At 61.7% G+C, this 23,103-nt stretch carries 29 protein-coding genes; 17 read left to right on the top strand and 12 right to left on the bottom strand.

Annotation, left to right across the window (positions count from 1 at the left end; translation table 11 throughout):
- Window positions 1–24 precede the first annotated feature (24 nt).
- The 8 genes from ACR3EL_RS16515 to ACR3EL_RS16480 all read right to left on the bottom strand — a co-directional run bounded on the left by ACR3EL_RS16515 (window position 25) and on the right by ACR3EL_RS16480 (window position 7,186).
- Window positions 25–411 (bottom strand): hypothetical protein, encoded by a 387-nt coding sequence (locus ACR3EL_RS16515; protein WP_480722369.1) that lies wholly within the window; start codon window positions 409–411, stop codon window positions 25–27.
- Complete coding sequence (flhB, locus tag ACR3EL_RS16510) at window positions 408–1,493, bottom strand: flagellar type III secretion system protein FlhB (RefSeq protein ID WP_480722367.1); 1,086 nt, start codon at window positions 1,491–1,493, stop codon at window positions 408–410. Before flhB ends, ACR3EL_RS16515 begins: the two co-directional genes overlap by 4 nt.
- Window positions 1,490–2,263: a flagellar biosynthetic protein FliR gene (locus ACR3EL_RS16505; protein WP_170369921.1), complete on the bottom strand. Its 774-nt coding sequence runs from the start codon at window positions 2,261–2,263 to the stop codon at window positions 1,490–1,492. Before ACR3EL_RS16505 ends, flhB begins: the two co-directional genes overlap by 4 nt.
- On the bottom strand, window positions 2,260–4,287 hold the full coding sequence (gene flhA, locus ACR3EL_RS16500; protein WP_480722467.1) for a flagellar biosynthesis protein FlhA: 2,028 nt from the start codon (window positions 4,285–4,287) through the stop codon (window positions 2,260–2,262). Before flhA ends, ACR3EL_RS16505 begins: the two co-directional genes overlap by 4 nt.
- A gap of 63 nt (window positions 4,288–4,350) precedes the next feature.
- Complete coding sequence (locus ACR3EL_RS16495) at window positions 4,351–5,055, bottom strand: transglycosylase SLT domain-containing protein (RefSeq protein ID WP_170342446.1); 705 nt, start codon at window positions 5,053–5,055, stop codon at window positions 4,351–4,353.
- A gap of 72 nt (window positions 5,056–5,127) precedes the next feature.
- Window positions 5,128–5,556, bottom strand: a complete 429-nt coding sequence (locus ACR3EL_RS16490; protein ID WP_093963783.1) for an Lrp/AsnC family transcriptional regulator — start codon at window positions 5,554–5,556, stop codon at window positions 5,128–5,130.
- A 56-nt stretch (window positions 5,557–5,612) separates the two neighbouring features.
- Window positions 5,613–6,932, bottom strand: a complete 1,320-nt coding sequence (locus tag ACR3EL_RS16485) for an MFS transporter (RefSeq protein ID WP_170343145.1) — start codon at window positions 6,930–6,932, stop codon at window positions 5,613–5,615.
- The gene (locus ACR3EL_RS16480) at window positions 6,932–7,186 is read right to left on the bottom strand and encodes a metal-sensing transcriptional repressor (RefSeq protein ID WP_170343144.1); all 255 of its coding nucleotides are present in this window, start codon (window positions 7,184–7,186) and stop codon (window positions 6,932–6,934) included. Before ACR3EL_RS16480 ends, ACR3EL_RS16485 begins: the two co-directional genes overlap by 1 nt.
- Before the next feature lie 132 nt (window positions 7,187–7,318).
- Between ACR3EL_RS16480 and ACR3EL_RS16475 the strand changes: the two genes are divergently transcribed.
- The 7 genes from ACR3EL_RS16475 (at window position 7,319) to ptsN (ending at window position 12,100) form a co-directional block, all read left to right on the top strand.
- Window positions 7,319–7,933, top strand: coding sequence for a ribonuclease D (locus tag ACR3EL_RS16475; protein WP_480722359.1), 615 nt, complete (start codon window positions 7,319–7,321; stop codon window positions 7,931–7,933).
- Window positions 7,930–8,898, top strand: coding sequence for a KpsF/GutQ family sugar-phosphate isomerase (locus ACR3EL_RS16470; protein ID WP_170436252.1), 969 nt, complete (start codon window positions 7,930–7,932; stop codon window positions 8,896–8,898). The genes ACR3EL_RS16475 and ACR3EL_RS16470 overlap by 4 nt, the downstream gene beginning before the upstream one ends.
- A 12-nt stretch (window positions 8,899–8,910) precedes the next feature.
- Window positions 8,911–9,510, top strand: coding sequence for an LPS export ABC transporter periplasmic protein LptC (lptC, locus tag ACR3EL_RS16465; RefSeq protein ID WP_480633943.1), 600 nt, complete (start codon window positions 8,911–8,913; stop codon window positions 9,508–9,510).
- Window positions 9,511–9,513: 3 nt separating this feature from the next.
- Entirely contained in the window at window positions 9,514–10,005 is a 492-nt protein-coding gene (locus ACR3EL_RS16460; protein ID WP_480722356.1) for an LptA/OstA family protein, read from the top strand.
- Window positions 10,005–10,763: an LPS export ABC transporter ATP-binding protein gene (gene lptB / locus ACR3EL_RS16455; RefSeq protein ID WP_093963638.1), complete on the top strand. Its 759-nt coding sequence runs from the start codon at window positions 10,005–10,007 to the stop codon at window positions 10,761–10,763. The genes ACR3EL_RS16460 and lptB overlap by 1 nt, the downstream gene beginning before the upstream one ends.
- A 252-nt stretch (window positions 10,764–11,015) precedes the next feature.
- On the top strand, window positions 11,016–11,579 hold the full coding sequence (gene hpf / locus ACR3EL_RS16450) for a ribosome hibernation-promoting factor, HPF/YfiA family (protein ID WP_170342438.1): 564 nt from the start codon (window positions 11,016–11,018) through the stop codon (window positions 11,577–11,579).
- Between the two features lie 56 nt (window positions 11,580–11,635).
- Window positions 11,636–12,100, top strand: coding sequence for a PTS IIA-like nitrogen regulatory protein PtsN (gene ptsN, locus ACR3EL_RS16445; protein ID WP_093963782.1), 465 nt, complete (start codon window positions 11,636–11,638; stop codon window positions 12,098–12,100).
- Between the two features lie 59 nt (window positions 12,101–12,159).
- On the opposite strand, the gene dalA is transcribed toward ptsN, so the two are convergent.
- A complete protein-coding gene (gene dalA / locus ACR3EL_RS16440) occupies window positions 12,160–12,678 on the bottom strand; it encodes a divisome-associated lipoprotein DalA (protein WP_093963636.1) in 519 nt (172 codons plus the stop codon).
- Window positions 12,679–12,847: 169 nt separating this feature from the next.
- Between dalA and ACR3EL_RS16435 the strand changes: the two genes are divergently transcribed.
- Window positions 12,848–13,447, top strand: a complete 600-nt coding sequence (locus tag ACR3EL_RS16435; protein ID WP_093963635.1) for a L,D-transpeptidase — start codon at window positions 12,848–12,850, stop codon at window positions 13,445–13,447.
- A gap of 138 nt (window positions 13,448–13,585) precedes the next feature.
- Window positions 13,586–13,768: a hypothetical protein gene (locus ACR3EL_RS16430; protein WP_005979327.1), complete on the top strand. Its 183-nt coding sequence runs from the start codon at window positions 13,586–13,588 to the stop codon at window positions 13,766–13,768.
- A gap of 74 nt (window positions 13,769–13,842) precedes the next feature.
- On the opposite strand, the gene hemH is transcribed toward ACR3EL_RS16430, so the two are convergent.
- Together hemH and ACR3EL_RS16420 are read right to left on the bottom strand one after the other, a co-directional pair.
- Window positions 13,843–14,892, bottom strand: coding sequence for a ferrochelatase (gene hemH / locus ACR3EL_RS16425; RefSeq protein WP_480722352.1), 1,050 nt, complete (start codon window positions 14,890–14,892; stop codon window positions 13,843–13,845).
- Between the two features lie 55 nt (window positions 14,893–14,947).
- Window positions 14,948–15,778 carry a methyltransferase domain-containing protein gene (locus tag ACR3EL_RS16420; protein WP_480722349.1) on the bottom strand — a complete coding sequence of 277 codons (831 nt, stop codon included), beginning with the start codon at window positions 15,776–15,778 and terminating at the stop codon, window positions 14,948–14,950.
- A 40-nt stretch (window positions 15,779–15,818) separates the two neighbouring features.
- Between ACR3EL_RS16420 and ACR3EL_RS16415 the strand changes: the two genes are divergently transcribed.
- From ACR3EL_RS16415 to ACR3EL_RS16400, 4 genes are read left to right on the top strand one after another with little or no spacing between them, the layout of a single operon-like run.
- Window positions 15,819–16,523, top strand: coding sequence for a double zinc ribbon domain-containing protein (locus ACR3EL_RS16415; protein WP_480722466.1), 705 nt, complete (start codon window positions 15,819–15,821; stop codon window positions 16,521–16,523).
- A 37-nt stretch (window positions 16,524–16,560) separates the two neighbouring features.
- Window positions 16,561–16,818 carry a glutaredoxin 3 gene (grxC, locus tag ACR3EL_RS16410; protein ID WP_170342430.1) on the top strand — a complete coding sequence of 86 codons (258 nt, stop codon included), beginning with the start codon at window positions 16,561–16,563 and terminating at the stop codon, window positions 16,816–16,818.
- Window positions 16,818–17,648 carry a carbon-nitrogen hydrolase family protein gene (locus ACR3EL_RS16405; protein WP_480722347.1) on the top strand — a complete coding sequence of 277 codons (831 nt, stop codon included), beginning with the start codon at window positions 16,818–16,820 and terminating at the stop codon, window positions 17,646–17,648. The genes grxC and ACR3EL_RS16405 overlap by 1 nt, the downstream gene beginning before the upstream one ends.
- Window positions 17,649–17,662: 14 nt before the next feature.
- Window positions 17,663–18,103 carry a MarR family winged helix-turn-helix transcriptional regulator gene (locus ACR3EL_RS16400; protein ID WP_170343133.1) on the top strand — a complete coding sequence of 147 codons (441 nt, stop codon included), beginning with the start codon at window positions 17,663–17,665 and terminating at the stop codon, window positions 18,101–18,103.
- A gap of 3 nt (window positions 18,104–18,106) precedes the next feature.
- Here the strand turns inward: ACR3EL_RS16400 and ubiG are convergent, their stop codons facing one another.
- On the bottom strand, window positions 18,107–18,853 hold the full coding sequence (gene ubiG / locus ACR3EL_RS16395; protein WP_170342426.1) for a bifunctional 2-polyprenyl-6-hydroxyphenol methylase/3-demethylubiquinol 3-O-methyltransferase UbiG: 747 nt from the start codon (window positions 18,851–18,853) through the stop codon (window positions 18,107–18,109).
- A gap of 48 nt (window positions 18,854–18,901) precedes the next feature.
- Here ubiG and pip point away from each other — a divergent pair, with 48 nt between their 5' ends.
- The 4 genes from pip (at window position 18,902) to nusA (ending at window position 23,089) form a co-directional block, all read left to right on the top strand.
- Complete coding sequence (gene pip / locus ACR3EL_RS16390; RefSeq protein WP_480722342.1) at window positions 18,902–19,879, top strand: prolyl aminopeptidase; 978 nt, start codon at window positions 18,902–18,904, stop codon at window positions 19,877–19,879.
- Window positions 19,876–20,697 carry an ABC transporter substrate-binding protein gene (locus ACR3EL_RS16385; protein WP_170342423.1) on the top strand — a complete coding sequence of 274 codons (822 nt, stop codon included), beginning with the start codon at window positions 19,876–19,878 and terminating at the stop codon, window positions 20,695–20,697. Before pip ends, ACR3EL_RS16385 begins: the two co-directional genes overlap by 4 nt.
- Window positions 20,698–20,879: 182 nt before the next feature.
- On the top strand, window positions 20,880–21,470 hold the full coding sequence (rimP, locus tag ACR3EL_RS16380; protein WP_170342422.1) for a ribosome maturation factor RimP: 591 nt from the start codon (window positions 20,880–20,882) through the stop codon (window positions 21,468–21,470).
- Window positions 21,470–23,089, top strand: coding sequence for a transcription termination factor NusA (nusA, locus tag ACR3EL_RS16375; protein WP_093963624.1), 1,620 nt, complete (start codon window positions 21,470–21,472; stop codon window positions 23,087–23,089). The genes rimP and nusA overlap by 1 nt, the downstream gene beginning before the upstream one ends.
- The last annotated feature ends 14 nt before the right edge of the window (window positions 23,090–23,103 follow it).

Here is a 23,103-nt window from a genome sequence, read left to right as displayed (position 1 = left end):
AAAGGGCGGGCTTCAGCTTTCGGTTTACTGGTTCATCAGGTTCCTGGCGCGTGCAATGCGCAGCGCGGTTTCTTGATCGCGCTGCAACGACTCAACCGCCTGCTTGCGGCCGAATGCTCGGCGAAGGTCCTCCATCATTGCCAGTTTCCGGGATCTGACGCGCGCCAATTCAGTGTTTAGGTCACGCCGGGTTCTGGACTCCCACCCGTGCCACAAGACGTCGGCGCCAGCGATCTGGTACCCAGGGGTTTGCGCGGCGTCCGACGCCGTTTGGGCGACCTGCGCGTTCAGTGCGCTGATCTGTGCCTGAATGCGGCTTTCGGCCTCAAGTATCGGTTTCAGTTTCTGAAACTCTCTTTCGAATGAAGCCGCCGTGACCGCCGCTAGATCCCCTAGTTTCGTGCGTGTCATCCGACCGTTCCCTTCGCGCGTTTTCGCATGGCTTCGGCAAATCGGATGGCGGCAGCGACCGGACGATACAGGTCTTCCGTTATCTCCTTTCCGATTTCGACGGTCGCATGCAGGGCTCGCGCCGTCGGCGGGTCCGAATGAATCGGAACTCCTGACTCCATTGCCGTTCGGCGGATTGTCGCGGCAACTTCGTCAACGCCCTTTGCGACGCAGACGGGTGCGGTTCCACGGGCGCGGGTCCATTTCAATGCCACCGCAAAATGGGTGGGGTTGACGATAACCACGTCGGCCTTTGGAACCTCGGCCATCATCTGGTTGGTCGCAATCTCTTGCGCGCGCTGGCGTCTCTGCTGTTCGACATGCGGATCGCCTTCCGAGTCCTTCGTCTCGTCCTGCAGTTCTTTGCGCGACATTCGATTTTTGCGCATGTGCTCGGAATACTGCCACAGGTAGTCGATGACCCCGATGGTCAACGTGACGGCGACGACGATGAACAGGAACCGAAACAGAAGGGTCATCATCAGCGGGATGGAGGCTCGTGCGGGGCTGGCTGCAGCGGTCAGGATGTCCGCCAGGTTGGATTTCAAAAACACGGCAAGGCAGATGCTGTAGATCACCAGCTTGATGAAGCTTTTGAGGAACTCAAAAAGTCCGGCACGACCGAACTTGTTCTTGGCATTGGATGGGACTGAAATGCGGGATATCTTCGGCGTCAGTTTGCTTGGGGCAAACACCAGGGCGCGCTGCGCCAGCAAATTCAACAAGACAAGCGCCGCTGGAACCGCCAACAGAATGCCTGCGGAAACGGCAACCTTTGTCATCAGCCCGCCGACCGGTGCAGCCGCGCTGCCAGACAACAACAGTGACAGTTCCGGGGCCTGATCAATCAGGACCATCAGGGATGATCCCAAATGCTCGGTCGAAAACTGCCCGACCGCCAAAAGAGCGATTGTCAGGCCGGAATAGGCGGCGACGGCGGACAGGTCATTTGATTTGACGACCTCACCCTTTTCCCGAGCCTTCTGCAGTTTCTGCGGTGTCGCCTCGAAGGACTTGTCGGTGTCGTCGTCCGAGCCGCTCATTCCGGTGCTCCGATCGGATCAAGCAAATACTGGAACAGGACGTCAGACCAGACCGCAAGGATGGTCGGCGTTCCCGCGAACAAAAGGAACGATCCGGCAAAGGTGATTGCCGGCGCGCCCACAAAGGCGACCATCAGTTGAGGCATGGCCCGGTTGATGACACCCAGAGCCAAGTTGTAGATCAATGATGCAATGACAAACGGCATGGCCAGCCCAAAGGCCAATGCAAAGCTGCGCGATACCTGCGACACCCCCCAACGTGACAGATCGGTCGCCATCGGGGCGGCACCCACCGGGAATAGTGAATAGCTGTCGATCAGGAATTGGGCCGCCCGGATGTGAACGCCCATCAGTGTGGCAAGGGCCAACCCGGACAGGGTCAAGAAATGACCCATCGCCGGGGCCGGGTCCGCAGCGGCACCACCCAGGATCTGCGATAACGACGTGGCTTGCGCGGCCATCGACCCGGCGGTTTGAAGGGCGAGTACCAGTAGCCGAAGCCCGATCCCCAGGGTCAGGCCGATCAGGATTTCGGTCAGTATCAATTGAACCAGCGGCATCAGGCCACTGTCGGGCTCGGCAACGGAAACCGACGGCGCGACGACCAGCGTGAATGCCATTGCGACCCCCAGCTTTACGCGGGTTGGAATGCTGCGCTCCCCGAAGGCTGGCAGCAGGGAAACCACCGCCGAAACCCTGAGAAAAACCGCAAACGAGGACCACAGGATGCCCCCCAGCTGAGCCAGCAAATCCGGCGGCAGCCCAATCACGCCGGCACCGTTCCGACCAGCGCCGGCCGCGCTTCGAGCCCAATTTCCTCGAACGACAGGACTGGATTCGAGATTCCCCGCGCGTGCATGATGGTACGCAGCAACCTGCGCCGCCGCGTCGAGGTTACCAACGCCGGGAACACACCCTGATCCGCGCTGCGTGTTATCGTCGTGACGACGCCATCGGCCAGTTTGTTGAACAGATTGGGGGGCAGCGCCACATCCAATCCAGCATTCGGAGTGTCGATCTGGTAGGTGGAGAACGTCTCCTCCCATTCCGGCGCCAACTGGATCAGGGGAATCGAGCCGTCGCCACGCTTCAGGTCCGCCACCAGCTGGAAGCCCAGTCGCTGGCGCACGATCTCACAGATCGCCTCAGGCTGCGTCGTGGTCATCCGCGCTTCGGCGACGCTCTCCAGGATCAGCGCGATGTTGCGGATCGAAACCCGTTCTTCGAGCAGCAGACGCAAAACCGCGTGCAAGGTGTCGATCGGAACCTTGTCGGGGATCAGCTCATCCAGCAGCTTTCGGTTTGCCTCGGCCCGGACCGGGTCGCTCAGGCGGGTCATCTCGGACAGGAGCCGACGCAGGGATTTCAGGGTCAGCAGGCGCGGGAAGTTCTGCTTGATGATTTCCAGCAGATGGGTCGCCAGAATCTCGGGCGGGGTGACGATGGTTGCGCCGCTCAGCGCGGCGGACTCTTGATCCTTGGGCAGGATCCACCGGGCGCGCGCGCCGTAGACGGGTTCGGTGACGTCATTGCCTTCCGGCAACAGGTCCAGCCCGTCCTGCACCAGCGCCAGGATCAGGTCGGGGTGAAGCACCCCCCGGGCCTGTTCGACGCCCTGAACACGAATGACGTAAGTGCCCGTCGGCAAGTCGGCCCGGTCTGTCAGTCGGATCTCCGGAAGGATCAATCCAAAGCTCGACGCCACGTAGGTCCGCATGTTGGCGATCCGGGCGTCCAATCCGGTGCCAGGGTTCAACACCATACTGACCAGATCCGGGGCAAATTCGAGGTGAATGTCGTCGAGGTCAAGGACGTCGCCGATGCCTTGTGATGCCTTGGGCTCGGCGTCCGAAGCCGCCATCTGTGCCGCCTCTGTGGCAGCTGATTGCTTTCTGTGAACAACGAAGGCCGCATAGCCCAGGATCACGCCACCGAGAATGAACGGCAGAAAAGGCAACCCGGGCACCAGCGCAAACAGCACCATCAGGATCGCAACGGTTGCCAGCGCAGCCGGATGCCGCCCCAGTTGCGAGAACAAGGCGGTGTCGGTTGCACCCTGCGTGCCACCGCGGGCCAGCAACAGGGCGGATGCGATGGAGATGATGACAGCCGGTATCTGCGTGACCAACCCGTCACCAACAGTCAGGATCGCATAGGTTTCAAACGCCGAGGCGACCGGCATACTGTGCACGATCACCCCCATGATCAACCCCATCACCAGGTTGAGCAGGGTAATCAGCAGCCCTGCAATTGCATCGCCCTTGACGAATTTGGATGCCCCGTCCAGCGACCCGAAAAAGGTGGTTTCCTGTTGCTCGAGCTCGCGCCGTTCCTTGGCTTGCTGATGGTCGATGGCGCCGGCAGACATGTCGCTGTCGATGGCAAGCTGCTTGCCCGGCATTCCGTCAAGGGCAAAGCGGGCCCCGACTTCGGCCATACGCGCCGCACCTTTGGTGATCACCATGAAGTTCACGATCAGCAGCACACCGAATACCACGAGGCCCAGGAAGATGCTGCCGCTCATGACGAATTGGGCAAAGCCCTCGATGACGTCACCGGCGGCGTTCGGCCCGGTATGACCCTGCCCGATGATCAGCTTGGTCGACGACACGTTGAGCGACAGGCGCAGCATCAGCGAGGCCAGCAGTATCGTTGGAAAGGACGAGAAATCCAAAGGTCGCTCGATGAACAGGGTCAGGGTGAAAATCAGGATGGCCAGTGCGAACGAGGCCGCAAGGCCAATGTCCAGTACCCAGGATGGCATTGGCAGGATCATCATGACGATCACCGTCATCAAGGCCAACGCCAGTAGAACGGTGGGTGAAAACAGGGATCGGGCGTCAAGCTTTGGCACGCGTCACTCCTGATCGAACGCGATGAAGGCAGCAGCAGCGGCTGAGGCGGGAACCAATGAGCCCAAGCGGCCCGGCCCGGTTCGGCCACGACCGGGCGGGATCAAAGGCGCGGCCGCCCGTGAAAACGGATCGCGCCCCGTGTGTCCCGGTTGCGCCGACGGTACGCCGTCGAGATTGGCCAGGATGGTTTCAAACCGGTCCGTATAAGCCTGTGCAAGGCCCGGCGTGCGCGAGTGATAGGCGCCAACCGCATGCCCCCACGAACCCTGTTCGGCATGGAGCGTCTTCAGGAACTGCGCCGCGTAGGCGGCGTTCTGGTCCGGATCAAACATAGCGTCTATGGACCGGAAGGCTTTGCCATGCCAGCGGTAGTTGATCTGGAAACAGCCAATATCAAAACTGCGGGCACCCGCTTTGAACACGTCGAAGACAAAGGCCTTGGCCTCGGTTTCGGTGGCGAACCAGTACCCTTTGCCCTCGACATTGACGGTCCAGGGCCAGGGTGTCAGGCGACCCATCATCGTGCGCCCGGTCTCGGTTCGGGTGACGGCCAACAGGATATCCTGCGGCACACCTTCGGCCATTGCCGCCCGTCTCGCGGCCCGGTCGCAGACATCAATCGCGGGGCCATCCGACCATGCCAAGGCAGCAGGCGCGGCGGCGGCCAGCCAAACGGCGATCGAGATGAAAAACTTGAGCTCTGGCATTCTGCCGGTCCGGGGATTCTTGTGTCCGGGCCAAGCTAGCCAGTTTTGGGTTTACAGAGGGTTATCGGGACCTCAGCCCCGATCGATGCGGCGGCCGAACACAACGCTGGTGTTGGTCCGCAGCACCCCCGGGATCGCCGCAAGCTCATCAACCAGAATGTCCAGATCCTCGATCCGCGGCGCTTCGGCGGACAGCAATAGATCGAATTCTCCATTGATCGACAGGCACAGCTTGACCTCTGGATAGGCTTCGAGCCGCTTGATGATGCGGGCGGTTTCTTTCTGCTGTACCTCCAGCAGGACAACGACCTGGACCTTGGGCGTGTCCTCGGCCTGGCGCAGGATCACCGAGTATCCGGCGATCACACCGTTTCTCTCCATCCGGCTGATACGTTCATGCACCGTAGTCCGGGCCACCCCGAGCGTTGCCGCGATATGGGTGGTCGAGGCGCGCGCGTTGTGTTGCAGCGCGGCAATGATGCGGCGATCAAGCTGGTCCATCGATGCTCCGTGTTCCGAAGGGATGGTTCGGGTGTATGCCAGTTTGGCGCCTGCGCTCAAGGCTGATGCGGGTATCGGGGGTGAAGGTCGTCGATGATGATCGGGTGGGCGTGCTCTGCCGATCCGGACAGGTGCGGATGGTCGACCGGCAGGTCCGGATGCTGGTGGATGACCGCGCCCGGCTCGGCGCGAGGCCATGCCAACAGAGCTCCGACCAGACCGCACAGTGACAGAACGGTCAACAAAGCCATGGCCACTGTCGCACCGAACGCTGTCATGACCCATCCGGCCAGCGGGTAGAGAACCAACCAGCAGGCATGCGACAGGGTGAATTGGGCGGCGAAGACGGCCGGGCGGTCTTCGGCGTGGGCCGACCGGGTCAGCAGGCGCCCCGACGGGGTCAGGGTTGCCGAGTATCCGAAGCCGACCAGTGCCCAGATTGCGGACAGCCCGGCAAGGCTCATGGGTACAGCTGCAGACAGGATCGCAGCAAACGCCATGGCCGCGGTGGCAATTGTCGCACCCGTCAGCATCACTTTGCGGTCCTCGAACCGCCGCAAAACCGCCGGCAAGACAAATGCCGCCAGCATGGACCCGCTCCCAAATCCGGCCAGCGCGATGGCCACGGCACTGTCGGACAACCCCAGGCTTGCACGCACGATGACGACGGTATTGACCAGGACCATCGCGCTGAGCGCTGCGGCGCTCCAACTCAAAGCCAGCAACCCCCGAAGGCGCGGTGTGGCCAGATAGATCCGCAGACCGCGGGTTGTGCGGTCGAAGATCCCGCGCGACCGGACGGGCGTGGGTGAGGGAAGGGCAACCGACATGACCAACAAGGCCGAGGCGACAAAACCGAGGCTTGTTCCCAGAAACAGGCTGTCGAAGCTGACGAAGATCAGAAGGAACGCAGCCAGCATCGGGCTCACCAGACTTTCCAGATCATAGGCCAGGCGCGACAGCGACAGCGCCTTGGTATAGTCCTGCTGGTCGGTCAGAACGTCTGGTATCGTGGCTTGGAACGCCGGGGTGAACCCGGCTGAGGCAGATTGCAGAACGAAGATCAGAACGTAGACCTGCCAGATGTCGGTCACGAACGGCAGGCACAGGGCCACTGCGGCGCGGACGAGGTCCAGCGTCACAAGGAGTTTTCGTCGGTTCAGCCGTTCCGCAAAGGCCGCCGCCACCGGCGCGACCGAAACATAGGCAACCATCTTTATCGTCAGTGCCGTACCCAGAACCAGGGCCGCAGAGCTACCAGCCAGATCGTAGGCCAGAAGCCCCAGGGCCACCGTGGCAAGACCGGTGCCCGTCAAGGCCACGATTTGCGCAGCAAGCAGGTGACGATAGACCCGGTTTTGCAGAACGCTCAGCATCACAGGTACTTGGTGATGGCCTTGAAGGCGTCGACCGAGTCGGCGTCGCCCGAAGCAAGGCAATGGTCGACATGATCATGGATCAGTGTCCGCTTGGCATTCGTGATCGCCTTTTCCACGGCGAAAAGCTGCTGAGCGATGTCCGGACAGGGCTCCTGGTCGTCCAGCATTGCGATGACCTTGGCCAGATGCCCATGTGCGCGTTTCAGGCGCGCGATGATCTGCGGGTGTGTTGAATGCTTGTGAGGGTTCATGCATTAACCCTATCCCCCCCATGGGGATGCATCAAGCCTGCCGGAGATCAATCGCGGCATCGGTCCGGATGGCGTTGAGTTTGCAGGCCAAACACCCTATTTCGGGGACGATACCGAACGAAGGAAACACGTGTGGCGAACCATCTGTACAAGAACGACCTGCCCGATGGGCTGGATCTGGGCCCGATCGTGGCCATTGATTGTGAGACCATGGGTCTCAACCCGCACCGGGATCGCCTGTGCGTGATTCAGATGTCCGGGGGTGACGGCGATTGCCATATCGTGCAGGTCGAAAAGGGCCAAACCTCGGCGCCAAACCTGAGTGCCATGCTGGAAAACCCGGATGTGCTGAAGCTGTTTCATTTCGGGCGGTTCGACATTGCCGCGATGTATCATGCCTTCGGGGCGTTGGCCGCTCCGGTATATTGCACCAAGATCGCCAGCCGCCTTGTGCGCACCTATACCGATCGTCATGGACTCAAGAACCTGTGTCAGGAGTTGCTGGGCGTCGATATCTCGAAACAGCAACAGATGAGCGACTGGGGTGCGGAGACCCTGACCGAGGCCCAACTGGAGTATGCGGCCTCCGACGTCCTGTATCTGCACCGTTTGCGTGATGCCTTGAACGCGCGGCTGGCGCGTGAAGGGCGCACCGAGATGGCGCAGGCCTGTTTTGACTTCCTGCCGATGCGTGCCAGACTGGATCTGGCCGGATGGCCTGAAACGGATATTTTTGCGCACTCATGACAGACAATGAATCCTTTCTGAAGGTTGCCCGTCAGGTAATCACCGACGAAGCCCGGGCGTTGGATGTTTTGGCCGACAGCCTTGACGACCGGTTTGCCGAAGCCGTTCAGCTGATCCTGCAGGCCACAGGGCGGATCATCATCAGCGGCATCGGCAAGTCTGGACACATCGGCCACAAGATCGCCGCAACCCTGGCCAGCACCGGTACGCCGGCCTATTTCGTTCATCCGGCCGAGGCCAGCCACGGCGATCTGGGGATGGTGTCGAAAGGAGACGTGGTTCTGGCGATCTCCAATTCGGGCGAGGCGCCGGAACTGGCCAATCTTCTGGCCTTTACCCGGCGGTTCGGCATCCCTTTGATCGGCCTGTCCAGCAAGCCCGAAAGCTCGTTGATGAAACAGGCGGACGTGCATTTGCTGATCCCCTCTCTGGGCGAGGCCTGCGGCTATGGGATGGTGCCGTCGATTTCGACCACGCTGACGCTGGCCATGGGTGATGCGCTGGCGATTGCGCTGATGAAATATCGCGACTTCAAACCAGAGGATTTCCGCGCCTTTCATCCGGGCGGCAAACTGGGCGCGCAGCTGAGCGCAGTACGCGATCTGATGCACGGTGGCGATGCGGTGCCGCTGGTTTCTGCCGATACACCGATGAGCGACGCGTTGATCGAGATCAGCCAGAAAGGCTTTGGCGTGGTCGGGGTGACGGACGCGGACGGCAAGCTTGCCGGCATCATCACCGACGGCGACCTGCGGCGCCACATGGAGGGGCTGCTGGACAATACGGCCGCTCAGGTCATGACCCGCAATCCGACCACGATCGCACCAGATTCGCTGGCCGAAGAAGCCGTGGCGATCATGAACGCGCGCAAGATCACCTCGTTGTTCGTCGTCGACCCCGAACAACCGGGATTGGCGCAGGGCCTTCTGCATATTCACGATTGCCTGCGCGTCGGGCTGGGCTGACAGGAGGCGCAGGTGGACCGCTATTCCCGAATGGTGCAGTTCCTGAAGGTTCTGTTGCCGCTGGCGGCGATTCTGCTGCTGTCCACGGTATTCCTGCTGTCGCGCAGCATCGAAACAAACGTCTCGGGTCCGTTTTCCCAAGAGGATATCGACGAACGGCTTGAGGGGCAGCTTGTGACCCGCCCGAACTATCGCGGGACCACCCGCAAGGGCGAAGATGTCCAGGTCGAGGCGGTGCGGGCCAGCCAGGGAACTGCCGACAGCGATCCAAGAGCAACGGAATTCCGTGGCCGGTTCGGCCTGTTGAACGGTGGGGTGATCACGCTGGATTCCAACTCGGGGTCGATCCGACCGGACAAGGCGACGGCCACCTTCACCGGGGACGTGGTGATCACCACCACGGACGGTATACGGGTGACGACAGACCTGTTGAATACTTCATTGGACGAGATCCGGGGCGATACGCCAGGTCAGGTGCAGGGAACGGGGCCAATCGGCAATTTCTCGGCCGGGCGGATGACATTTGGCGCTGAAAAAGAGGGTGGACCGGTCCATATTCTTTTTACAGATGGCGTTAAGCTGTTATATGAGCCGAAAAAAGCCGAAAGATAGACTGTGTTTGATTTTCGTTTCGCCCTCGTTTGTTTCGCCCTGGCCGTGGGTTCGGTGCCAGCGTCCGCGCAGGAAGCGCAGGTGGCCTTTGGGTCGGTGAAGGCCGATCCCAGTCTGCCGGTCGAAGTGACATCCGAGACACTGAACGTCAATCAAGAGGACGGTTCGGCCGAGTTTCTTGGCAACGTCATTGTCGTTCAGGGCGAAATGCGCCTGTCCGCCGGTCGCGTGTTGGTGATCTACAACCAGGATCGGTCGGGGATCAAACGCATGGAGGCGTCGGAAAACGTCGTGCTTGTCAGCCCGCCGGATGCCGCCGAGGGGGACTGGGCGGAATACACCATCGACTCGGGTGTGATCGTGATGAAGGGCAACGTTCTGCTGACGCAGGGGCCCAGCACGATCAGCGGCGACCAGATGATTGCGAACCTGACAAGCGGAACCGCGACCATGTCGGGGCGGGTCAAGACGATCCTTCAGCAGGGCGGAAATTGATGGCGGGCCCGCAACTGTCCGTTGCCGAAGGGTCTCAGGGTCTGAAGATTCAGAAACTGCGCAAATCCTATCGCAAAAAGACCGTGATCCGGGACGTGTCGATGACACTGGACCGGTCCGAGGTCGTTGCGTTGCTAGGGCCGAACGGCTCGGGCAAGACGACCACGTTCTATTCCGTTGCCGGGCTGGTGTTCCCCGAGGCCGGAACGGTCACGTTGGACGGTCAGAATGTGACCACGCTGCCGATGTATCGCCGGGCGCGCATGGGCATCGGGTATCTGCCGCAGGAAATGTCGATCTTTCGCGGCTTGAGTGTCGAGGACAATATCTCGGCCGTGCTCGACATTGCGGTGAAGCATGTGCACCGCCGCAAGGAACGTCTGGAAGAGCTGCTCTCGGACTTTTCGATCGAGCATTTGCGGCGGGCGCCTGCCCTTGCATTGTCGGGTGGTGAACGCCGTCGCGTCGAGATAGCCCGCTGTCTGGCCGCCGACCCCAAATACCTGCTGCTGGACGAGCCGTTTGCCGGCGTCGACCCGATCAGCGTGGGCGATATCCGGCATCTGGTGGCGGATCTGAAAAAGCGTGGAATCGGCGTACTGATCACCGACCACAACGTGCGGGAAACGCTGGAAATTGTGGACCGCGCGTACATCCTGCACGACGGCCAGGTGCTGATGTCCGGATCGCCCGACGAGGTGGTGGAAAACGAAAATGTCCGCCGCGTGTATCTGGGTGAAAATTTCAAGATTTCATAGGCTTAGTTGTCATTGCGCCAGGCGCATGACAGAATTCGCGTATATACACTCCTGTTTTGATTGACTCTTCTGCCGCCTCTTGGCTCAATTGGGACATGGCATTTTCGCGGTTCCAGACTGGATCTCGATCTCCCTTCTCCGAAGGGCCTTACCGAGGACAACCGCGAAACATGTCTCTACCCCCCACCCGATAAAAACAAGCATGTCACCCGACGTGACGTCATAATGGGTGTGAATTGTGAAGGAGATCACATGCGTTACCAAATCAGCGGCAAACAGATCGACATTGGTGCAGCCTTGCAGACACACGTGCAGGACGCATTGGGCGAGGTCGTGAGCAAATATGCCCAGCGACCGACGGATGCCAACGTCGTCTTTTCCCGTTCAGCGCATGAGTATGTGTGCGAAACCACCATACATATGTCCACGGGCCTGACAGCCCAGGCCAAGGCACATGCAACCGAAATCTATGCAGCATTCGAGGCGTGCTGCGAAAAGATGGAGAAACAGCTGCGTCGCTACAAGCGTCGCCTCAAGGACCACCATCGTGAACGGGCTCAGCCGGTTGAACTCTTCGGAGCGTCATCTTATATCCTCGCCTCGAACGAATCGGACGTGGCCGACGAACCCGACTCATTGCAGCCCATCATCGTGGCTGAGATGGAAACCAAGATCCCATCGTTGAGTGTCGGCGAAGCTGTCATGCAAATGGAATTGGCCGGCGCCCCGGTGCTGGTGTTCAGGAATGAAAACAAGGACGGATTGAACGTCGTGTATCGCCGGGATGACGGCAATATCGGCTGGATCGATCCGTAACAGGCAAGAATTGGGCGGGGCCCCCGGATTCTGGGGGCGTCGCCGTGGAGCAAAACATGGATTTGTCGAGCATACTGAAGCCCGAGGCGGTGCGCGTGCTATCTGCAGCGTCCAGCAAAAAGCGGTTGTTTCAGGAAATCGGTGACGTTGCCGCGGGCGCACTCGGACTTGATCCGCAGACTATCGTAGACTGCCTGCTGGAGCGGGAAAGCCTTGGGCCGACCGGCGTTGGCCATGGTGTTGCCCTGCCACACGCCCGTTTGTCCGAGATCGACTCGGTTGCCGGCGTGTTCGTCATGCTGGAAAAGCCCATCGACTTCGGATCGGTCGACCGTCAGCCCGTGGATCTGGCCTTTGCACTGTTCGCCCCGGAAGACGCCGGTGTCGAGCATCTCAAGGCCTTGGCGCTGGTATCGCGCACGCTGCGCGACAGCGCGGTCTGCTCGAAGCTTCGGGCCAACCCGGATCCGGTCAAGCTGTATGCGATCCTGACCACAGCCCAGTCCATGCAAGCTGCCTGAGACCTGTTAGAAAGAAAAAAGCCCCCGGTTTTCGGGGGCTTTTTTTGTCTGGGCCATGCTTAACCGCCAGTTCCCATCTCGAGCGTCCACCAGATCTTCCCGCCGTTTTCCTGATGCCATGCAAACCCCATCTGGGTTGCTTGCGGGTCCATGATCACCGATCGCGGACCCGGTTCCTGCATCCACGCGGCCAGGGTTTCGGTTTCGGTCTCGTAGGTCTCGGAAATCGCTTCACCCAGGAAACGCCCCGCATAACCGGCACGGGCCACCCGATCGAGTGGCGAAGATCCGTCCGAGCCGAAATGCCAGGGTCGGTTCTGCCGCGACATGTCCTTGGCGTGTGTCGCTGCCGCTGCGTTCAGCTGCGCGTTCAACTGCACCGACTGCAGTCCAGACGCCTGCCGCAGGGCGTTTACGGAATCAAGCATGCGGAACTGCAGTTTTTCGGGATTGCCCCGGATCTTGTAGGCTTTGGGCAGCGGGCGTCCATCCGCGCCAAGGGTTGAAGTGCCGCTCACGTCGGTACATGCCGCCAGTGCGACAAGGCAAATCAAGAGCAGGGAAAAAATGCGCGTCATGATGAGTCCGGTTTGCTTGTTTCCAATTGGCAATACCCTGCCAGCGGCCCATGAGCAAAGGCTCAAATGCACGAACCCGCATGATTCTGCCGGTTTGATTTGCGACTGAAGCATTCTGGCAATAACATAGAGCGGATTCTTGCACATCTTTCGCAGAGGACCTGTCACCATGGTCAAGAAACGCGTTTTCTCTTCGTCCCGCCGCGGATTCCTCGCAGGCGCATCGTCTTTGCTCGCCAGCCCGGCGATCGCCCAATACATCCCGGGCGACCCATTGCGCCCTGCACCCGAGGCTGAACCGGCCGTTCGCCGCAATGTGTCGGGCTTCAAGGCGCAGCAATGGCAGCCCTACTTCTCGAACACCCGGAACGGGGCGATTCTGGTCGACACCGTTTCCCGCGCTTTGCACTACTGGTCGGAAGACCAAACCGTCTACAAGCTGTACCCGTCGTCGGTTCCGCTGACCGAAGAACTGACCCGCCGCGGTCGCACGAGTGTCATCCGCAAGGTCGAGGGGCCCAGCTGGTCGCCGACGCCGTCGATGAAGAAAAGAAACCCGGAATGGCCGGATTACATCCCTCCGGGGCCCGATAACCCGCTGGGAACGCACGCTTTGTATCTCAGCTGGAAGTATTACCGGATCCACGGAACCCACGATACGCGGAAAATTGGCCGCCGGTCGTCGAACGGGTGCATCGGGTTGTTCAACGAGAACATCGCAGAGCTGTACGCCATGGCGAAGGTCGGGACGCAAGTGTTGCTAATTTGACGACATTTTCGCGCGCCAACCCGCTTGCACTGCAAGTTGCAATTGCATTCGTTCTGCTTTGCTGATTAGAAAAAACCACGAGGTAAGTCTTAGGTGTGTGGTTCCGCAATTGGGATCGCGCAAACTCTGGAGGTTAATATGAAGAAACTTGTACTCGCTGCTGCACTGACCGCTGCTGCTTCGACCGCATATGCTGGCAACCTGGAAGAGCCGGTTGTTGAGGCACCTGTTGTCGTCGAAGAAACCCAGGGCTCGTCGCAGGGCATCATCCTGCCGCTGATCCTGCTGGTCGTTGTTGCCGCAGCTGTTGCCGCAGGCTGAGTCCAACGGACTACGACAAAAAAGAAAGGCGGTGGATCTCCACCGCCTTTTTTCGTGCGTAATCCCGGGCCGATTCAGTCCAGCCAGCCTTTGAGGTTGTCCTCGACAACCTTGCCCAAGGCGGCGATATGCGCGTCCTCGTCGTTGAGGCAGGGAATGTAGGTAAAGCTTTCACCGCTGGCGTGCTCAAAGCTTTCGCGTATCTCTTCGTTGATCTCTTCCAGCGTTTCAATGCAGTCCGAAGAAAATGCCGGGGCAATGACGGCTATGTTCTTTTTGCCCTGCCGGGCCAGTTCCGCGACGTGTTCGACAGTGTAGGGCTTCAGCCATTCCTCGGGTCCGAATCGCGACTGGAAGGTGGTCACCAGTTGATCATCCGCCCAGCCCAGCCGCTCTTTCAGCAGCCGTGACGTCTTGGCGCACTGGCAGTGGTACGGATCACCCTGCATCAGATAGCGTTCCGGCATGCCGTGATAGGAACAGACCAGAACGTCCGGCTTGGTCTCCATGGCCGCATAGGCGCGCTCGACCGACTGCGCCAGGGCGTCGATATAGGCCGGCTCGTCGAAATAGGCCGGTACCGTGCGGCTGGCGGGCTGCCACGCCTCGTCCATAAGTGCGCGAAAGAACTGGTCGTTCGCGGTTGCGGTCGTGGCGCCGGCATATTGCGGATACAGCGGGAAGAACAGGATGCGGTCGCAGCCCTCGGCCACCATTTGGCGAACCTTCGACTTGGTCGAGGGGTTTCCGTAACGCATGCAGAAATCCACCATGACCTTGTCGCCATACCGGTCCTGCAACGCCGCACGCATCTTGCCGGTCTGGTCCTTGGTGATGGTCATCAGCGGGCTTTCGCCCTTGTCGTGGTTCCAGATCGACTTGTACGCAGCGCCCGAGCTGAAGGGACGTTTGGTCAGGATGATGGCCTGCAGGATCGGCTGCCATTTCCAGGCCGGATAGTCGATCACCCGCCGGTCGGACAGGAACTCGTTCAGATAGCGGCGCATCGGCCAATAGCTGTAGTCGTCCGGGGTGCCGAGATTGGCCAGAAGAACGCCGACGCGGCCCATCTTCACTTTTGGGTGGTCTGCCGGAGCGTGTTCCGGGCGGGTGGCATCGAACATGGTGAGCTTCCTGAATTCTGGTTTAGAGGCTGAAATAATCGGTTCGGTCAGCGGGTCAATCGGACAGTTTGCCTTCTTTCGTGCCAAGGGCGTCGGCCAGTCTCATCTGGGCCGAGCCAGGGCGCAACGGCTTGGGCTGGCTGGCATCCGGCGCCCAGCCCGTCAGGCAGATCAGCTCGAACGTGGCACTCAGCCGGCCTTCGGGAGATGTGAAATGCGCGGCGTAAATCTCTTGGGCCCGGGAAAAGACCGTGCGGCGCGACGGGTGTTTCAACCGCTGGGTCATGGCGTTGGTTTCACCCATCGCGCGCAGGTCCCGCATCAGGTGCCACAGGTCGCGATACGTCGCCGTCAGGGGCACTTTGTCCGCAACAGGCAATGCAAAACCCGCACGCTGCAGCAGCGCGCCAAGATCTCGCAACTCGGCCATCGGCGCGACACGGGGGCTGAGACCGCCGGTCACCTCGACCTCGGCCTGACCCAGCGCGGCCCGCAATTCGTATAGCGTTTCACCGCCCAGACACACCACCAACAACAACCCGTCGGGCTGCAGCGCGCGGGCACATTGGATCAGCTGTCCCACCGGATCGTTGGCCCAATGCAGGGCCATCGCATGGACCACAAGGTCATGCGCAGCGGGTTTCAGATCCAGCACGTCGTCATCGGCCACGACCCGGGCGCCCGGCAGGACCGGCGCCCAAATCTCGGGGTAGGGGGCTACGATCGCTGGCGCAGTAAAGAATTTGTTAACCATGGAAAGGCGATCCTGCACCTCGTCCATGGCTGCGTGGTGCAGAAAAAGGGCTTCGTCGCTGATCCGCGCGCGGTGTGCCGCAAGCGCTTTGCGATCGAACAGCGAGGGTGCATTGGGTGCTGGCAAATCCATAAGCCGCAATTATCGCATATGGCAGCGGATTCAAACCGCGATCGAGGTCGTGTATCCGCCACGCTGCATCGGCTGCGGCGAGATGGCGGCCTCGGATTTCGGCCTGTGCGGGCCGTGCTGGCGCGAGACCCCGTTCATCGGCGGGACGGTCTGCCACAGTTGCGGTGCGCCCGTGCCGGGCAGCGATGATGGTCACCGAATCGACTGCGACGATTGTTTGCGCCGCTCACAACCGTGGGCCGAGGGGCGCGCGGCATTGCTGTATCAGGGACGGGCGCGGTCACTGGTTCTGGCCCTGAAGCACGGGGATCGTTCCGAACTGGCAAAACCTGCGGCGCGTTGGATGGCGCAGGCCGGTCGCACCCTGTTTCGACCGGATACGGTGATCGCCCCGGTGCCGCTGCATTGGTCGCGGCTGCTGAAGCGCCGATACAACCAGTCCGCTCTTTTGTCGCTCCAACTGGGAAAGGAGGCGGGCCTGCCGGTCTGTCCGGATCTGTTGATACGCAAGCGGCGTACCCCACCGCTGGAAGGCAAAACGGCGGCCGAGCGTGCGGATACGCTGCGCGATGCGATCGTCGTGTATCCGCGCCGGGCGGATCGCCTGAAGGGGCGCCATGTGCTGCTGGTCGATGACGTGATGACATCGGGTGCGACCCTGGCGGCCTGCACCCATGCCTGCCAAGAGGCCGGTGCGGCTCATATTTCCGTGTTGGTACTGGCGCGCGTTGCCAAGGATGCCTAATTGCCCCTAGATTGCGCGAAATCCAAGGGAACGGACCATGAAACCGGTTGTCATTTATACCTCGCCGCTGTGCGGCTTTTGCCACGCGGCCAAACGGCTGCTGAATCAGAAAGGCGTCGCCTTCGAGGAAATCGACGTTTTGATGAACCCCAAACGCAAGCCCGAGATGATCCAGCGGGCGGGCGGACGGCGCACGGTGCCGCAGATCTTCATTGGTGACACCCATGTCGGTGGCTGCGACGATCTGTACGAACTCGAACAGGCCGGCAAGCTGGACCCGCTGTTGGCCGCCTGATGAGAACCGCCCTGCTGCAGATCACCTCGTCGGACGACCCGGCCGCGAACCTGGACATGGTGCGCGCCATGATGGACGAGGCCGCGGACCGGGGCGCGGGGTTCATCCTGACGCCCGAGGTCACCAACTGCGTCTCGACCAGCGGAACGCGCCAACGCGAGGTGCTGCAGCACGAGGAAGACGACATTACCCTGGCGGGCCTGCGCGAACAGGCGGCGGAATTGGGCGTGTGGCTGCTGATCGGATCGTTGGGGCTGAAGACTCATGACGCCGACGGGCGGTTCGCCAACCGGTCTTACATGATCGACCCGCAGGGCGGGATCGTCGCGCGCTATGACAAGATCCACATGTTCGACGTGCAGGTCACCGAGACCGAGACTTTTCGCGAATCGGCCAGCTATCGCCCCGGGTCGCGGGCGGTGATTGCCGAGACCGCCTTCGGCAAGGTCGGCATGACCATCTGCTATGACATCCGGTTCCCGCATCTGCACGCCGCGCTGGCACAGGGCGGGGCCACGATCCTGACGGTTCCGGCTGCGTTCTCTCCGGTGACCGGCGCGGCCCATTGGGAGCCGCTTCTGCGCGCCCGCGCCATCGAGACCGGCTGTTGGGTCATTGCCCCCGCGCAGACCGGGGAACACCCCAAGACCCGCGGCAAGACGCGCCATACCCACGGGCACAGCATGGTCGTGTCGCCCTGGGGCGAGGTGCTGATCGACGCAGGCACTCAGACCGGCATTCACTTTTTTGATCTGGATGATAGGTCTGTTACAGAGGCACGGCGGCGCGTGCCGTCCTTGACACATGTTCGCCCGTTCGACGGGCCCTGATCCAGAACCGGGTAATGACTGACGAAACCAACGCCCTTGCGGTCGCGCTGTTCAGCGAGATCCTGACCGCGGACCAATTGCTGCGGAACCGGCTGAGCCGGGTGCTGCCCAAGGGCATGGAAATCTCGCATTTCTCGGTGCTGAACCACCTGGTGTTCGTGGGAGGCGAGCGGACGCCTGCCCAACTGGCCAGCACATTCCATGTGACCCGCGGGGCGATGACCAACACCTTGGCCAAGCTGGAATGGGCCGGATACATCCACATCCGCCCCGATTGGGACGATGCCCGCCGCAAGATGGTGGCGATCAGCCCGGCCGGCCGCCGGGCGCGGGATCAGGCGATCTCGGCCATCGCGCCTCTGATCAACCGGGTCGTGGGCGAGCTGGGCCTTGAGCGTGTGCGCACGACCCTGCCGGTTCTGCGCGACCTGCGCATGAAGCTGGAAGAGGAATAGACCTCAGCCCGGCTTCACGCTGGCGGTGACATAGTTCACGCTCAGATCCCGGTCCGAGATCGACCAGCTCCAGGTGATCGGGTTGAAGACGAATCCCTTGCGGTCCACCGGGTCCAGACCGGCTTGGCGCAGCAGGTCGAACAGCTCGTCCGGGGTGATGAATTTGGACCATTCATGCGTGCCGCGCGGCAGCCAGCGCATGACGACCTCGGCCCCGAAAATCGCCATCGCATAGGATTTCGGGTTGCGGTTGATGGTCGAGCAGATTTCCAGCCCGCCGGGTTTCAACAGCTGTTGCGTGGCGGTCAGATAGGCCAGCGGATCGGCCACATGCTCGACCACCTCCATGTTCAGAACCACTTCGAACTGTTCGCCCGCGTCGGCCATCGCCTCGGCGGTGGTGTGGCGATAGTCGATCTGCAGGCCGGATTGCTCGGCATGGATGCGGGCGACGGGCAGGTTGCGCTCGGCGGCGTCGGCGCCAACGACCTCGGCCCCCAGCCGCGCCATCGGCTCGCTCAGCAGCCCGCCGCCGCAGCCGATATCCAGCAGGCGCAGGCCCTCGAACGGTTTCGCAGCCGTCAGATCCCGGTCAAATTCGCCCGCGATCTGCTGTGTGATATAGTCCAGACGGCACGGATTGAGCATGTGCAGAGGTTTGAATTTCCCGTGCGGGTCCCACCATTCAGCGGCCATGGCCTCGAATTTTGCGATCTCGGACGGGTCCACCGTGTTCGGATGCGCTTGCATTCCTGTCTCCGTGTGCTCTTTTACGCTGTAAGACTATATAGGGCCATAATGGACAAGTACCCGGACCAAAAGCGCGCAGTGCAATATCTTTACCCGCCGGTCGATCCGTTCGACCAGCGCGTGGTGGATATGGGCGACGGGCACCGCATCTATGTGGAGCAATGCGGCAATCCCGACGGGATTCCCGTGGTGGTTCTGCATGGCGGCCCCGGCGGCGGCTGCAGCCCGGCCATGCGGCGTTATTTCGACCCCGAGGTCTACCGGGTGATTCTGTTCGATCAGCGCGGCTGCGGCCGGTCGCGGCCCACGGCCTCGGTCGAGAACAACACGACGTGGCACCTGGTGGCCGATATCGAGCGCCTGCGGAAACTGTTCGAGATCGACGACTGGATCGTGTTCGGCGGCAGCTGGGGCGCCACGCTGGCGCTGATCTATGCCCAAACCCACCCCGACCGGGTGACCCGCCTGGTTCTGCGCGGCGTGTTTCTGGCCACGCAGGCGGAGCTCGACTGGTTCTATGGCGGCGGGGCCGGCAAGTTCTGGCCCGAGCAATGGGCGCGCTTCACCTCCCTGCTGCGCGACTCGGAACTGTCCGACACAATCGGCGCCTACCACAAGCGGCTGTTTTCGGGCGATCGCGCGACTGAGATCCTGTACGCCCGCGCCTGGTCGCACTGGGAAAACGCGCTGGCCTCGATCCACACGAACGGGGCCGTCGGTGAAAGCCCCGGCGAATATGCGCGCACCTTCGCGCGGCTCGAGAATCACTATTTCATCAACAAGGCGTTTCTGGAACATGACGGCCAGATTTTGGACCGGATGGACCGGATCGCGCATATCCCCGGCCATATCGTGCAAGGCCGGTACGACATGATCTGCCCCCCGCAGGCGGCTTGGAGCCTGGCCGAGAAATGGCCCGAGGCCGAGCTGAAGATGGTGCGGCAGGCCGGTCACGCCCTGTCGGAGCCTGGGATCAGCGCCGAACTGGTGCGCATCATGGACCGAACCGCGCAGGAGGTGGCATGACCCGCATCGACCGCCGTGCCCTGTTCACCTCGGGTGCCGCCGCAGCCCTGCTGGCCGCGACCGGGGCCTCGCTGGCGGATACACCGAAATCGGGCGGCGTGCTGCGCATCGCCGTACCGCGTGACGACAGCCTGGACCGGCTGGCCCGGGGTGCGGTGTTCGACACCCTGACCGAGATCGCGCCGGACGGCACTCTGCGCGGCGAGCTGGCGACCGCATGGCAGACCGATTCCGAAGCCCGTGTCTGGACCTTCGACCTGCGTGCCGATGCGGTGTTTCACGACGGTGTGGCGCTGACGGCCGGAGATGTTCTGGCGGTCCTGTCCGAGGTCGGGCGCGCCGAAGCCCTGGCGCCGGACCGCATCCGGATCGAACTGGCCGAGGCCAACCCCGGCCTGCCTTTCCTGCTGGCCGATACCCGGTTCGTCATTACCCGCGACGGGCAGAGCGTTTCGCCGCTGCAGCAGGCGAACGGCACCGGGAGTTACCGGGTCGAACGGGCCGAAGACGGGCGCCATTTCCGCGGCCGCCGGGTCGCGGGCCACTACAAGGATGGCCATGCTGGCTGGTTGGAGGCGGTCGACATCATCGTGATCCCCGACCCGGCCGTGCGCGCCGAGGCGCTGCGTGATCGATACGTGGACGTGTCGGTGCTGCCGGCGGCGCAAGGGCTGCGCGGTCTGGGTGGCGTGCGGTTCTTCCCCAGCGAATCAGAGATGTCGCTGGCGATCTCCGGCTCCGTGGGTCTGCCACGCCGGATCGGGAGAGGCGCGCCGTTGGACGATGGGCGCATCGCGGAACGCTGGTGGATGGCCTGAAACTGGCCTGAAAACCGACGCGGATTGTCCGTTGGTTGACGGCAGGGGTTGCAGACTCGGGGCGTCCTGCGTATATGCAGTTGCAACAGCGGCGCGTCGGACTTCTGGTCCGAGGCTCCACCGGAAAATTCGACGGGCCGCGCGCCCGTTTTTTTGTGCCCGATCGAAGGGTAGAGCACCATATGACAAACGACCTGATAGCCAAGGCGGCGATCGACCGACGACTGGCCGAGATCATCACTCCGGTGATCGAAGATCTGGGGTACGAGCTGGTCCGCATCCGCCTGATGAGCGGCAAGCAGACCACGCTGCAGATCATGGCCGACAAGCCCGATGGCGGCATCGAGGTGGATGATTGCGCCGAGATCTCGAACGCGGTCAGCGCCACGCTGGACGTCGAGGACCCGATCCTCGACGCCTACACGCTCGAGGTGTCCAGCCCCGGCATCGACCGCCCGCTGACGCGGCTGAAGGATTTCGAGATGTTCGAGGGCTACGAGGCCAAGCTGGAAACCACCGAACTGATCGACGGCCGCCGACGCTTCAAGGGGGAACTGGCCGGTGTCGAAGGGGATGAGGTTCTGATCAACATCCCCAACGGCGAAGAAACCGTGACCATCGGTCTGCAATTCGACTGGCTGAGCGATGCCAAGCTGGTCCTGACCGATGACCTGATCAAGGAAATGCTGCGCCAGCGCAAAGACGCCGGTGCCCTGAACGAAAACGCTTTCGACGAGATTGAGACCGAAGGGTCCGAAGAGGAGACGAACTGATGGCAATCACCTCAGCCAACCAGCTGGAGCTGCTGCAGACCGCCGAGGCCGTGGCCCGCGAAAAGATGATCGACCCCGGTCTGGTTGTCGAAGCGATGGAGGAATCGCTCGCCCGTGCCGCCAAGAGCCGCTACGGCGCGGAAATGGACATCCGCGTGTCCATTGACCGCAAGACCGGCAAGGCGACCTTTACCCGCGTGCGCACCGTGGTCGCGGATGACGAGCTTGAGAACTATCAGGCCGAGATGACCGTCGAGCAGGCCAAGCAATACATGGAATCGCCCGAGATCGGTGACGTCTTCGTGGAAGAGGTCCCGCCGGTGGAAATGGGCCGGATCGCGGCTCAGTCGGCCAAGCAGGTGATCCTGCAGAAGGTTCGTGAGGCCGAGCGTGACCGCCAGTACGAAGACTTCAAGGATCGTGTCGGCACCATCATCAACGGCGCCGTCAAGCGCGAGGAATTCGGCAACGTGATCGTCGATCTGGGTGGGGCCGAGGCTGTTCTGCGCCGCAACGACAAGATCGGCCGTGAAAGCTATCGCCCCAATGACCGGGTGCGCGCCTACATTAAGGAAGTGCGCCGCGAAACGCGTGGTCACCAGATCTTCCTGTCGCGCACGGCGCCCGAGTTCATGGCCGAGCTGTTCAAGATGGAAGTGCCGGAAATCTATGATGGCATCATCGAGGTCAAAGCCGTGGCCCGTGATCCCGGTTCGCGTGCCAAGATCGCGGTCATCTCGTATGACAACTCGATCGATCCCGTCGGCGCCTGCGTTGGTATGCGCGGCAGCCGCGTGCAGGCCGTCGTGAACGAGCTGCAGGGCGAAAAGATCGACATCATCCCGTGGAACGAAGACCAGCCGACCTTCCTGGTGAACGCGTTGCAGCCCGCCGAGGTTTCCAAGGTGGTTCTGGACGAAGAAGCCGGCAAGATCGAAGTCGTCGTGCCCGAAGAACAGCTTTCGCTGGCGATCGGTCGCCGTGGTCAGAACGTGCGCTTGGCCAGCCAGCTGACCGGTCTGGACATCGACATCATGACCGAGGCCGAAGAATCGGCACGCCGTCAGAAGGAGTTCGAAGCCCGCACGCAGCTGTTCATGGACAGCCTGGACCTGGACGAGTTCTTTGCCCAGCTGCTGGTCTCGGAAGGCTTCACCAACCTGGAAGAAGTGGCCTATGTCGAGCTGGACGAACTGCTGGTGATCGATGGCGTCGACGAAGGCACCGCAAACGAGCTGCAAGCGCGTGCGCGCGAATTCCTCGAGGCGCAGGCCAAGGCGGCGCTGGACAGCGCCCGCAGCCTGGGTGCCGAGGACAGCCTTATTGAATTTGAGGGTCTGACACCCCAAATGGTTGAGGCACTTGCCAAGGACGGCGTCAAGACGCTGGAAGACTTTGCAACCTGCGCTGACTGGGAACTGGCCGGAGGCTGGACCACGGTTGATGGCCAGCGGGTCAAGGATGACGGTATTCTCGAACCCTTTGGCGTGACGCTGGAAGAGGCGCAGGATCTGGTGATGACCGCTCGGGTCATGTTGGGCTGGGTCGACCCCGCCGATCTGGAGCAGCCCGAGGCAGACGTCGAGGACGAAGCAGCAGACGAGGAGGCCGAGGCCTGATTCCAGGCCTCGGG

The sequence above is a fragment of the Ruegeria sp. BJ3 genome (assembly GCF_056535665.1).
Note: the sequence above shows the minus strand (reverse complement) of the source record. Positions and strands in the feature narration are given on the sequence as shown.